Consider the following 12,744-nt stretch of genomic DNA (forward strand, 5'->3'; position numbering starts at 1 on the left):
TTCGCGGGCCCAGGCCCGCACCTCGGCCACGTTCGGCGCCGCAGCTACGGACCGGGGCCGCCGGGCGGTGGGGACAGGTATGCGGGCCGGTGTGGGCGGCAGGTGCTCTGGCGTGGTGGTTGTGAAGCCGCGGCGTTCGAGGATGCGGCGGCGCTTGTGGTGCATGCGTTCCAGGAGGGGGACGTCGGCGTCGAGGTAGTCGTGGGTCTCGACGTGGGACTTCCGTGCTTCGGTGTTGCGCATGATTCGGCCGACCTGCTGGATGACGCGTCCCTTGAACGAGATGGGGCTGGTCAGGAAGAGGGTGTCGAGGCGTGGTGCGTCGAAGCCCTCGCCGGCGAGTTTGTCGATCGCCAGCAGCACCAGCGGTTCGTCGTGCTCCTGGGCCAGGGCAGAACGGACCCGGGCGCGCTCGGCCGGCGGCATGCCGCCGTGCAGGATCAGCGGGGTGACGCCGTGCGGTTGGAGGGCTTCGGCGAGCTGGTGGAGGTGTTCGACGCGGTTGGTCAGGGCCAGGCTGCATCGGTCGCGCCTGGCGGCGTCGGCGATGTCCGCCGCGATCAGCCGGTTGCGGTCGGTGGTGTGGGCGAGTTCGTTGTAGATGGCCTGGATGGACGCGCCGTCGGTGCCCGGCTCGTCGGTGGTGAAGGTCGTGGTGTGGATGACGAGGTGTTTGGCGAAGGTGCTGGCGTCTTCGATCTCGTGGCGGATGGGACCGCATTGCATGGTGATCACTGGGTCCATCTGGTCGGCGCGGTACGGCGTGGCGGACAGCCCGACCCACCGCGGCACCTTCGTTCTGCGGATCGCTGCTTCGGCGCCGGGGGCGCCGACGGCGTGACACTCGTCCACGATGACCAGTCCGTAGCCGTCGAGTAGGTCGTCGGGGGCGTCGCGATGGGACAGCGTCTGCAGCATGATCAGGTCGACGATGCGGGCGCGACGGTCTTTGCCGCCGCCGAGCGAGCCGACCTGCCCCTCGCCCAGGTCCAGGAAGGTGGCCAGCCGCTCCTTCCACTGGGTCAGCAGCTCTGCCCGGTTCACGATCACCGCGGTCGGGGTGTGGTGGTGGGCGATCAGGGCGCAGGCCATGACGGTCTTGCCTGAGCCGGGCGGCGCGACCAGGGTGCCCGCCGGGTGCTCGGTCATCGCGTCCACCGCCGCCTGCTGAGCGGCGGTCAGCAGGCCGGTGAAGCGGGCGGTGACCGGCGGGGGTTTCGGCAGGTCGCTGGCGATGGTGAGTGTGCCGCCGGCGGTGGCGATGAGCTGGGCGGCCTCGTCTGCCAGGCCACGGGGCAGTTTGAGCCAATCGGGGTCGGATGCGTCGAAGCAGCAGACGAGGCGTGGGGTGCCCCAGGTGGAGAAGCGCTGGTTCTGTTTGCGGTAGAACTCCGGGTTGTGGAACGACGCGGCATGCTTGAGCGCGGCCAGCAGTTGCGGCGGCTGCCCGGTCGTGGAGATCGCCAGCATCGCCGAGAGCCGGGCCTGAACGCGCGCGGGCGCCTTGCCGAGGGCCTTGCGGCGAGGCCGGGGCCCCAGCTCCGGGGCGGTCGGGGAAGGCCCGGCCTTGACCGGGCCGAGCTTGTCGACGAGCGAGGCGACGTCGGCCGGGGACAGTCTCTCGGTGTGCGAGAGGTGGGCGAACTGGTCCGGATACGGTTGCCAGGTGTCGGGGTCTACAAAGACGGTGGTGCCCTTGCCGCGGGAGACGCCGTGCAGCGGCAGCGCGATCAGGCTGCCGAACCGGAAGCTGCCCCTGGCCTTGGTCGGCAGGAAGTCTTGGGCGGGGAAGAGCCGGTCGTAGCTGGACAGCGCCATCTGCCCGCGGGCGTCGATCGCCCGGCGCAGCAGTGCCATCCCCAGGGCGCGGGCGGTGGCCGCCGCGACCGCGGCGGTGAAGAACGTCCACACATGCGCGCCCTTCCCGGACCGGGAGATCTCGAGGACTGCGGGAACGCCCGCCTCGTGGCAGGCCGTGACGTACGCGCTCGCGTCGGCGCGCCAGTCGCTGCCGTCCTTGCCGTCGAAGTCGCACGCCAGCAGCCGGCAGCTGTCGTCGGCCAGCAGCGGATACAGCCCGATATGCAGTTCGCTGCGGCCCTGACGGGTCGGGTCCAGGTGGCGGTAGACGGACTCGTCGGTCAGCGGCCAGAAGACCCGGTCCTCGTCGGCCTTGCTCTTGTCGAACGGGTTGTCCTCGGCCGGACTCCAGCCGGTCCTGCCGGACTTGGCGCTCACCCACCGCTTGGCGTAGACGTCCTCGCGGCCCGCGAACAGGGCCCTGAACAGGGCGATCTTCGCCTCGGCGCTGGAGGAGGCATCCGCATACGGCAGCCCACCGGCCCCGGCTGGTGGCGGTGCCGGGACGGGCTCGGAAATAGGCAGCATGCCGGCAGGCGCGGTCTGGATGTCTCGGCCAAGGAGGCTGCACAGCCGGGCGTTGTCAACTCTCAGCCGGGCGATCTCCTCGTGTAGCTCTGCGTTCTCCTCCAGCGCCACGTCGAGACGGATGCGCAACTCGTCGGTATCGAAGCAGTCGGCCCAATCCTCCACGCTCCCATGATCCAGACTGCGCGTGCGTCACGCAGCGAAAGCAGTCAGGTTTCCCTCAACCGGCGCCCCTGTTCCAGGGGGTGCGGCTGCGCCGCCTGAGCGGACCCCAGCAGGTCACATGTGCGCCACCCTCCGCGACCGCCCCGTACTCGTGCGCGAACGGGCGCCAGTGCTACTGAAGTTACTCGGCGCCGGCCTGATCCCCGCAGCTGATATCCTCTTGAGCCACACACATGGTCGATCCCGAGCGGGTGCAGGGCCCCCAAGACCGGGCAGCCATGCTCCGGCGTTGAAGGCCCCACTGCGGCCACTGCGGACAACACCCGCGAGGGGTCGCTCAGTCGCGGCTCAGCGCCCTCCGAAGATCCGCCATGAGATCCTTCTTCGACACCTTGCCGACGGGTGACAGCGGGAAGCTGTCGTACACCCTCAACGATTCGGGAAGCTTGTGCCGGGCGAGTTCGAATTCGGTGAGATGGGAGACGAGCTCGGAGAGGGTGAGCGTCGTGCCGGGCCTGAGCACGACGCATGCGCACATCCGCTCGCCCAGCACGGCGTCGTCGACGGGGACGCAGGCGACGTTCAGCACCGCGGGGTGGGTCAGGATGAGGTTCTCCACCTCTTCGGCGGAGATCTTTTCGCCGCCGCGGTTGATGAGATCCTTCTTCCGTCCGGCGACGACGTAGTTGCCTGAGGGGTGCTTCCACATGAGGTCACCGGACATGTAGAAGCCGTCGGCTGAGAACGCTGTCTTGTTGTGCTCGGGCGCGTTGTAGTAGCCCCGCAGTGTGTAGGGCCCGCGGGTCCACAGTTCGCCCACCGTGCCGTCCGGGACGTCATTGCCGTTCTCGTCGACGATTCTGACCTCGTCGTCGTCGCAGACGGGCCGGCCGACTGTTTCGAGCCGGACCTCGGCGGGATCGTCGAGCCTGACGAACATCAACAGCCCTTCGGCCATGCCGAAGTTCTCCTGCACGATGGCTCGGCCGAACACCTTCTCGGCCCTGACGCGTGTCTCCGGCTGGAGCCGCTGCCCGCCGCTCTGAATGACTCGTACCGTCGACAGGTCGTACTGGCCTGCTTGTTCATCATTGATCAGCTTGATCAGCAGGGCGGGCACCACATGCATATGGGTGACCCCGTCGGACTCAATGCGTCGGAAGACGTCCTGCGGTCGGGTGGACGTGCCAAGCGCCACTGTCGCGCCGTTGAACAGGAATCCCTGCAGGCCGGGACATGCCAGCGGCAGGTTGTGAGCGAGCGGCAGTACATCGAGCAGTACGTCGCCCGGCTCGATGTCGACGACGGAGGAGGCCAGTTCCGAATTGAACGCGTAGTCGTTGTGGCTGCGCGGAATCAGCTTGGGGATGCCGGTCGTACCGCCGGAGAGCTGGAACACGGCCGGGTCTTCGGGATCGATCTGCGCCCGCAGAGCTGCGAGATCCTGCGCCGATCGCAGGGGCTCGGCGGAGAGCAGGTCCTCGAGCCGCGTCCGCTGGGTGCGGGGGCTTGGCGGCGGGTCAGGTTCGCCCAGGGTGATGTGCAGGCGCAGCGAGGGCTCCTGGGCGGAGATCCGCGAGAAGATGTCACGGAAGTCGGCGTCATTGGCGGTGGCTGGTGAGGCCAGTGCGACCGCACCCGACAGCCGGACGAACTGCTCCACCTCCCTGTACCGGTGGGAGGGCAAGGCCATGATGGGGATGGCCCCGATGTGTTGGAGCGCCAGGTACAGGCAGACGAAGGCGACCGTGTTCGGCAGTTGCATCACCACACGGTCGCGGGGGCGTATGCCCTCGTCGGCGAGGACCCGGGCCAGCTTTTCCGACCGCTTGGCGAGTTCGGCATAGGTCACGCTCTCGTGGTCATCTTTGAGCGCGGTCAGATCCCCGTAGGTCTGGAACGATTCTTCGTAACGCTCGATGAGCGGTCGATCGCGCCAGTAGCCCTTCGCGCGGTAGACAGAGGCGAACTCGGGCGGGAACGCTGTGACATGTTCAAGCTTCATCAAGGGGACCTTTCCGGCTCAGTTCCGTCCGGTGCCGGGGTGTCGACGACATCGGGTGTATCTGACTGCTTCGCGACGATGAGGTCGTGAATGAGCCGCCTGTATTCCTGGAAGCGAGGCATGGCCTTGACTTCGAGTTCGGTGCGGGGGCGTGGGATGTCCACGACGACCTCGGCGAGCACGCTGCTGGGACGTGGGGAGAGGACGATCACGCGGTCGGCGAGGAAGACGGCCTCGTCGATGTCATGGGTGATGAGAAGGGTGGCGAGGCCCAACTCGGTACTGATGGACGCGGTCATCGTCTCCAGCCTGATCCTCGTCTGGGCGTCCACGGAGGCGAAGGGCTCGTCCATCAGAAGCAGATTCGGCTGGGTCGCGACGGCCCGGGCAATCGCGACGCGCTGTTGCATGCCGCCGGAGAGCTGCCACGGATAGTGTTCGATGACATCGGTCAGGTGGACCCGCGTCAGTGCTTCCTCGGCCCGCGCCCGCCGTTCAGTTTTGGACAGCTTGTTCAGTCCGAACTCGACATTGCGTCGCACGGAGAGCCAAGGAAACAGACTGCGATTGTACTCCTGGAAAACCACGGCGACGTCCTCGGGAACATCGCTTACCGGCTTTCCCGCGTAGCTGAGTGTGCCGCTGTCGGGCTTGAGTAGTCCGCACAGACACCGCAGCAAGGTGGTCTTGCCGCAGCCCGACGGCCCCACGATGGCGACGAACTCGCCCTTGGCGAGGGAGAGGGCGATATCTCCTATGGCAGGGGTGACTGTTCCGTTGGGGTGGGAGAAGCACTTGGCGATATTCCGGGCTTCCAGCAGCGTTGCGGCGGCCGGGCCGGTGGCCTGACGGTCGTGCTGCCTGCCCTTGATGGCTTCAGGCATGATTGCGTCCTTTCATTCCCTCGAACCACACCAGCGCACGCCGCTCGGCGGCTGAGAAGAGCAGTGTGAGCAGCCAGCCGGTGCAGGCGAGAATCAGGACGCCGGCGTACATGGGTGTGAGGGCGTACAACCGCTGGCTCTGCAGGATGAGATAGCCGAGGCCGGAGGACGAGGCGATCATCTCGCTGATCACCATGAGGATCAGTGAGAGGGCAAGCCCGATCCGTAGCCCGCTTGTGATCTGGGGCAGCGCCGCCGGCAGGGCGGCTCGTCCCAGTACGGCCGTGGTGCGGCCCGAGGTGTAGACGCGTGCGCTGTCGATATATCCGGGCTCCACACGGCGCAGGCCGTCCATCGTGTTCAGCAGCACGGGCCAGCATGCTCCCAGCGCGATGACCCACACGCGCAGTGCGTTGCCCGCACCGAAGGCGACCACGGCAATCGGGACCAGGGCCGGCGTAGGCACCGCCCGCAGGAATTCCACCGGCGGCCGGAGCCAGGGGTCCAGCCGCCGCCACCAGCCGAGTACCACGCCCGCGGTCATCCCGATGACCGATCCGAGGGCGAAGCCGAGCAGTGCACGCAGCACGGACGGCAGCACGTCGGTGGTGAGCCGCTCACCTGTGAGGATTGCGGCCATTTCTGCAGCGACGTCACTGAATGGGGGCAGCAGCCCGGTGGTGTCGTGGCGTCCCGCGAGCTCCCACGCGAAAAGCAGCAGGGCGAAGACGGCCATGCCGGCCACAGCCCGGACAACGGTCAGTCCGCGGACGCGGGACCGGCCTCTCGGCCGGAAGGGCACGCCCTTTGGCGGCGCCTTACGTGTTTCGTGCATCGTCATCGTCGCCCCTCGGTGCTGTGTTGCTGCCATCCCGCGACCCGGACCTCCGCTGCGACGAAGAGAATATTGACTGCGAGGCCCAACAGCCCGGACATCAGGACGGAAGCAAACGCTGCTGCGTCGTCGCCGGCCTGCTGGGCCTGGGTGAGGTACTGGCCGAGTCCAGGACTGCCGGTGACGATCTCCGCCGCTACCGCCACGATCACGCCCAGGCTCGCGGCCAGACGGACGCCGGTGGCGATGGCGGGGAGCGTCGCAGGCAGGGAGACCCGGGTGAGCACCGCCCGTCGGGTCAGGCCCAGCATCCTCGCACTGTCAATCATGAGGGGGTCGATGGCGCGGACACCGTGCCTGGTCCCGATCAGCACCGGCCAGAGGCAGGCGAAGCCGACCAGGAAGACCTGCATGATGATGTCCAGCCCGAACGACACCACCGCGACCGGCACGAGGGCGACTGCAGGTACCGGCCGCAGGAACTCGACCGTGACCTTCGCGAGCGAGTCTGCCCAAGAGGACGCGCCGAGAGCCATGCCGACAGGGACGCCCACGGCGCAGGCGGCGGCGAGACCGAGAACCCATGCCTGGAGCGTGTCCCCGGCCGCCGTCGTCAGGGAGCCGTCGAGTAGTTCCCGGACGGCCGTGGTGGCGATGGAATGTGCTCCGGGGATGGTGTCCCGAGGGAGGATGCCGGTGGCGCGGGCACCCTCATAGAGCAGAACGAGCCCGAGGATGCCCGCCAGGCCCTTGCCGACATGGATCAGCATGAACCAGGTTCTGCGGCCCCGGTGGCGTTCAGCGGGCGGAACGGTAGGCAGCGGAGACGTCGACCTCATCCTGCACCGCTCCTTCCCTTTGAAGGACCTCGGCCCACTTCTGCCAGCCCTTGGACGGAGCATCGAATCGCCAGTTGGGTATCTTCATGTCGTTGGCGATCGCCGCCGGGACGGGCGTGTACTTCGTTACCACCGTCCGAGCCTCGTCGGGGTGGTCATGCGTGTAGGCCACCGCTGCGTTCATGGCCCGCTGGAAGGCGGCCACCACGGTTGCATTGGCCTTTGCGTACTGCTCCGAAGCGAGCGTGATGGTCTGGGGCCAGTCCTCGTTCTGCCCTTCCGCATTGGAGAGCACGGTGCGCAGACCCTTGGCCTTCTCGGACATGGTGGCGAAGGGCTCGGTCATGTCGGCTGCGTCGACGCGGCCCGAGGTCAGGGCCTGCTCCATCTGCGGGAACGGGATCTCGACGAACTTGACGTCGGAAGGGTCCATGCCGCGCGCTCGCAGGGCAGTGCGGAGCGTGAGGTCCGGGAGCTGATAGAGCGTGTCCACTGCGACCTTCTTCCCCTTCAGGTCCTTCACCTCCTTGATCCGGCTGTCCTTGGTGGTGAGCAGTCTGATCGGGTAGTCGGCCGGGTCGGAGGCGGAGGTACTGATCACGCTGACCCCGACCACGGGCACGTGGTTGGTCCGCGCGACGAGCACGGCGGGTACGTTGAGTACCGAGAACTGCGCCTGGCCACCGACCACCGAAGGCACCGCGGCCGCGGGCTCAACGTACTTCACGGTCACGTCCAGACCCTCCTTCGCGAAGAAGCCCTTGCGTTGGGCAAGTTCCACGGGGGCGGTCCCGGCGACCTTGAGTGAGGCAACGGTGATGGCCGCCTGGCCGGAGTCGTCTTTGCTCGCTTTCGCCCCGCCGCTTCCCGGCGCGCAGGCGGCGAGTACCAGGGCAGCTGTCAGGAAGAAGCCGGCTGATCGGTTCAGCAGCATCCCATAGCCTCCAGTCGCATCTTGGCGAGTAGTAACTACTCAGGTAGTAACGTGACCGAAACCTAGCCTTCGCTGCACAGGCAGTCAAGGTGTCGTAAGGGAGTACTGGGCCGAATCTGCTGGAGCGGCCGAAAGGCAGGAAAAGCAGGCGCGCCGCTGGTCACCCCTTCGGGCTCTCGGTGGCCTGCAGTCCAGCGCGGGCGACGTCCCACCGGCGACTTCCCCGGCGCTAGGAAGACCTACCGCGGTAGGTATGAAAAATCCGCAGCCGTCGCTATGATGCCAACGGTATGCCTGCTTACGAAAGGCGGCGTACGGCAGGGGAGTCGTAGGCAAGCCCTCACTACACTGGTGGTGACCTAGGGAGTGTTGATGACAGAACGGCTGAACGTGATCGAGAGGCTCGTCGAGCTCGGCTTCACCCAGTACGAAGCCCGCGCCTACGTGGGCCTGCTTGGTCAAGCACCGATGACCGGATACGCCTTGTCCAATGGTACGAAGATTCCCCAGCCGAAGGTCTACGAGACACTCCGGCGCCTCGAGGACAAGCATGTCGTGGTCCGCATCAATGACGAGCCGGCACGCTATGTGGCGGTCTCGCCCGATCACCTCATGTCACGGCTGGAAGGAGACTTCGGCCGAAGGCTGGCCGACGCGCGCCTGAGCTTGCACCGACTGCACCTGGACGACGCCGACGAGGGCCTCCGCGTCATGAACTCCCTGGGCAGCTTCGCCGCCTCGGCCACGAAGGCCACCAGCCTCATGGAGGCGGCATCCCGGCATGTGTACCTGTCACTCCACTCGGACCAACTGGACGACCTCACCCCTGCCATCATGAACGCCGACAGCCGGGGCGTCCGTGTCGACCTGCTCTTGTTCGGCCGCGGGGAGATCACCCTGCGACACGGACGTCTGGTTCGGCATGCCAGCACCAGCGGCATCGTCTACCGCCACCACCAGGCCCGGCACCTTGCGCTCGTCGCCGACACCGACGAAGCTCTCTGGGCACTCGCACCCGCCGGGCGGGACTGGCAAGGGATCTATGCCAAGGACGCCCTCCTCGCAGCCGTGGTCAAGGGCTATGTGCGTCATGATCTCTACGTGCAGCAGATCTTCGCGGACCTCGGCGAGGAACTCGAGGCCCGCTACGGCCCAGGCATGGAGGCGCTGATCTCCACTCCGCCGGAAGCCGCCGAAGCAACCCGCGACTCCGTCGCCGACGCTGCGGAAACCGCCCCAGTACGACCGACCCGTCGCAGCCGATCCGCCTGACGCGGCACCACCATTGCCAGACCACCCATGAGCTAGCAGACCGTGTCGCCTCAGACGCGCGGGCAGCTCCTGCAGGAGAGCCGACATGACGACTACACACTCCGCTGGTATCCGCAGAGTAGGCATCGTGGGCTGCGGGCTCATGGGTTCCGGCATCGCAGAAGTCTGCGCACGCGCTGGACTCGAGACACTGGTGTACGAGGTCGGCCCTGAGGCCGTCACCGCCGGCAGATCGAGAATCGACTCGTCCCTGGGCCGCGCCGTGCAGCGCGGCAAGATCGCAGAGGAGGCCCGTGCGGAGGCGCTCGACCGGCTGACCTTCACCACGGACCTCGGTGACTTCGCCGACCGCGACCTCGCCATCGAGGCCGCCCCCGAGCGGGAGGACCTGAAGAGGAACATCCTCATGGCTTTGGACAAAGCCATGACACAGCCCGATGCCATCATCGCCTCCAACACCTCGTCCATACCCGTGGTGAAGCTGGCGACTGCGACCTCCAGACCCACCATGGTCATCGGCATGCACTTCTTCAATCCGGTGCCGACACTGAAACTGGTGGAACTCATCCCCTCGGTTCTCACCGGCGAGGCCACCCGGCAGCGCATACACGCCTTTGCGGCTGAAGTGTTGGGACGCCACGTGATCCGCTCCCAGGACCGCGCAGGATTCATCGTGAACGCGCTGCTGATCCCGTACATCACCGCGGCGATCAGGATGTACGAAGCGGGATTCGCGAGTGTTGAGGACATCGACGCGGGCATGGTGATGGGCTGCGCTCATCCCATGGGGCCCCTGGCCCTGGCGGATCACATCGGCCTTGACACGACACTGGCCATCGCCGAATCGCTCTACCAGGAATACCGTGAGCCGCTCCACGCACCGCCCCCCTTGCTCGCACGCATGGTCGAGGCAGGCCACATCGGCCGCAAGTCGGGGCGGGGCTTTCATCAGTACTGAGTGCCGACGACGCGGCAGCGCTATGGTGGTCATCTGATGAGGGGGTCATGGGAAGCCGCGCCATGCCAGCCGACGAACGGCCACTGAATCCAGCTCTCCCCGTGCACGACGTTTCCGTATACCGGGAGGTCGCTGCGGAGACCGCCAGGTGTGTGCGCGAATTGCGAGCCGCTGCCGGCTCGATCTATCTCCGAGATGCCGATGAGGCCGCCCTCGCGGCAGCCGTCGCCGTGGTAACGCCGCTCGGCGCTGTGGCCCTCATGGAACGCATACCGCTGCAGGATGCAGCATTCGCATCGGTGACCGCGTACCGGACTGGCCGGACATCCACTTCCCGCTCCACCGAGCTACTGAAAATGCACCCGCAGATGGCCGTGCAGGCCTCGTTCCCGTTCATCGTCACCTCGGCGCCCCTCAAGGCCGATGGCGTCGTGCGAGGGGCTCTGACGATCGCCTGGGCAGAGGCAGGCAGATCGGCCGAGATCGCTTCCGAAGAGCAGGAACGCATGGCCAAGGCCGCACACACCCTCTCCGGGATGCTGGACGGCCTGGTCGCCGATGGCGTGCCCCTGACCCCTCCGGCAGTTCCCTTCGTCGTGACCGGCGACCCCTCTTCGGCGCTGGCGGTGCCCAACGAGGGCACCAGTGAAGCCATCACTGCTTACCATCTGCACAAACTGGCGCTGCGCCTGGCGTCCGAGACCACCACGGAGGGGGCAGCCGAGGCCGCCATGGAGCGGCTGGTCCATGGCTTCGGCGCCTCAGGGGTTGCCTTTGGCCTCATCGAGTCCGGCAGGCTGCACCTCGTCGGCGCAACCGGGTGTTCGGCCGAATACCTGCGTGCGCTCAGCGGAATTCCGTTGAGCAAAGTGTCACCTGAGGCGACGGCGGTGGCCCAGCGCGAACAGGTCATGCACACCGTTGACAGCAGAGACTCCGCCAGGCTCAGCCAACAGGCCACAAACGAAGCAGAGGGAGAGATCTGGTGGATTCTGCCTCTCCTCACAGCCGATCGGGCCATCGGAACCTGCTCCATCGGCTACCGAAGGCAGCCCGGGGATCCGGTCGACGGACCGTCCGCGCTCACCTCGCTGGCGACCCTCCTGGGCCAGACATTCCACCGCACCCAGGTCGCGGACGCCCAGCGTATGCTCGCCCAGAAACTGCAAGAAACCCTCCTGCCCCGCGTACTGCCCCAGACCCCGGGCCTCGCCAGCACCTGCCGTTACGCGCCGGCCGAAGGAGCCATGGGACTCGGCGGCGACTGGTACGACCTGGTCGAATCGCCCGGAGGCATCGTGGCGGTCGTAGGCGACGTAGAGGGTCATAATACGTCGGCGGCCGTTGTGATGGGGGAGCTGCGCAGCGCCATCCGCGCCTATGCGACTGAGGGACATGACCCCACCACCATCCTCACCCGCACGAACAGGCTCATGATCGGCCTGTCCACCGGCCTCTTCGCGACATGCTGCGTCGCCGCACTGGACCCCGAAACAGGCTCGTTCGAAGTAGCACTCGCTGGACATGCTCCGCCGCTGATTCACGGGGCGGACGGTGCCTTCCGCGGTCTTCACGCCGACGCGGGCCCGCCCCTGGGCGTCGATGCCAATCCCGCCTACCGCTCAGCGGAGGAAGTGCTCACCCCCGGAACTCTGGCCGTCCTACACACAGGACCCTGGCCTGAACCTGCCAATGGCGGGGACCAAGAGTTCGTCAACAGGGCGGTAGTCACCTCTGGCGGGGAACTTGAAACACTCGGGGATCTGCTCATCGACCTTCCCGGCCGGTCGTCCCGTACCGATGACCGGGCGCTGCTGCTGCTGCGCTACGAAGGGCCGTCAGCGGATGCCCAGCGCTATGTCCGACGTCTGGAGATTCCTCACCACGATCTCCAGGGAGTCTCGAGGGCACGGAAGTTTCTCCGTGACTGCATGCGCGAATGGGACCTCGGCAGTGTCACCGACGAAGCGGAATTGCTGGCCTCGGAACTCGTGACCAATGCCCTGGTGCACGGAGACAGCGACGTTGATGTACGGCTGCGCAGGTATCCCGAGCACATTCGCATGGAGGTAAGGGACAGCACGTCCACCCCAGCCGTTCCCGTCACCATTCCCCGTGAAGAAGATCGTGCTGAAGGAGGTCGCGGCCTCGTGATCGTGGAAGCCCTCGCCAGGGCATGGGGGAACTCGCCGAGCGGCCGGGGGAAGACGGTCTGGTTCGAGATGAGCGCACACGGCTCGGACCGGGGAAGGGCACCTGGTGCGGGGCGATGTGCAGTATTCGACGGTTGACTCACGCGCGACCGCGCGTCAGCCCACCTTCGAGGTGGCCTGGGTGTCCACTTCCCAGCGTGGCGGGTGCAGGCCGACCCTCAGTGCAATCTCCGCTCAGTTGACGTCACTGTTTGCTACTCACTATGGTAGTGAACATGGTCGTTGATGATACTGCTCACTTCTGGTGCAGC

General features: G+C 66.7%; 9 protein-coding genes. 3 read left to right on the top strand and 6 right to left on the bottom strand.

Translation table 11 applies throughout. From position 1 onward, the window contains the following. The 6 genes from F7R91_RS39050 to F7R91_RS39075 form a co-directional block, all read right to left on the bottom strand. The coding region (locus tag F7R91_RS39050; protein WP_150958270.1) for a DEAD/DEAH box helicase at positions 1-2,553 on the bottom strand (2,553 nt) is incomplete at its 3' end. A 337-nt stretch (positions 2,554-2,890) separates the two neighbouring features. Further along, positions 2,891-4,558, bottom strand: a complete 1,668-nt coding sequence (locus tag F7R91_RS39055; protein ID WP_150958272.1) for a (2,3-dihydroxybenzoyl)adenylate synthase — start codon at positions 4,556-4,558, stop codon at positions 2,891-2,893. Continuing rightward, complete coding sequence (locus F7R91_RS39060) at positions 4,558-5,442, bottom strand: ABC transporter ATP-binding protein (RefSeq protein ID WP_150958274.1); 885 nt, start codon at positions 5,440-5,442, stop codon at positions 4,558-4,560. The genes F7R91_RS39055 and F7R91_RS39060 overlap by 1 nt, the downstream gene beginning before the upstream one ends. After that, a complete protein-coding gene (locus tag F7R91_RS39065) occupies positions 5,435-6,178 on the bottom strand; it encodes an ABC transporter permease (protein ID WP_225321056.1) in 744 nt (247 codons plus the stop codon). The genes F7R91_RS39060 and F7R91_RS39065 overlap by 8 nt, the downstream gene beginning before the upstream one ends. 101 nt (positions 6,179-6,279) lie before the next feature. Beyond that, positions 6,280-7,047: an ABC transporter permease gene (locus tag F7R91_RS39070; RefSeq protein WP_191971845.1), complete on the bottom strand. Its 768-nt coding sequence runs from the start codon at positions 7,045-7,047 to the stop codon at positions 6,280-6,282. Positions 7,048-7,075: 28 nt separating this feature from the next. Beyond that, positions 7,076-8,050, bottom strand: coding sequence for an ABC transporter substrate-binding protein (locus F7R91_RS39075; protein WP_150958280.1), 975 nt, complete (start codon positions 8,048-8,050; stop codon positions 7,076-7,078). A gap of 372 nt (positions 8,051-8,422) precedes the next feature. Between F7R91_RS39075 and F7R91_RS39080 the strand changes: the two genes are divergently transcribed. From F7R91_RS39080 to F7R91_RS39090, 3 genes are all read left to right on the top strand, one after another. Next, the gene (locus F7R91_RS39080) at positions 8,423-9,322 is read left to right on the top strand and encodes a TrmB family transcriptional regulator (protein WP_150958282.1); all 900 of its coding nucleotides are present in this window, start codon (positions 8,423-8,425) and stop codon (positions 9,320-9,322) included. 85 nt (positions 9,323-9,407) lie between these two features. Beyond that, the gene (locus F7R91_RS39085) at positions 9,408-10,280 is read left to right on the top strand and encodes a 3-hydroxybutyryl-CoA dehydrogenase (protein ID WP_150958284.1); all 873 of its coding nucleotides are present in this window, start codon (positions 9,408-9,410) and stop codon (positions 10,278-10,280) included. A 62-nt stretch (positions 10,281-10,342) separates the two neighbouring features. Further along, positions 10,343-12,571, top strand: coding sequence for an ATP-binding SpoIIE family protein phosphatase (locus F7R91_RS39090; protein WP_225321053.1), 2,229 nt, complete (start codon positions 10,343-10,345; stop codon positions 12,569-12,571). Positions 12,572-12,744: the final 173 nt, after the last annotated feature.

The sequence above is a fragment of the Streptomyces luteolifulvus genome, from assembly GCF_008806595.1.
GTDB lineage: Bacteria > Actinomycetota > Actinomycetes > Streptomycetales > Streptomycetaceae > Streptomyces > Streptomyces luteolifulvus.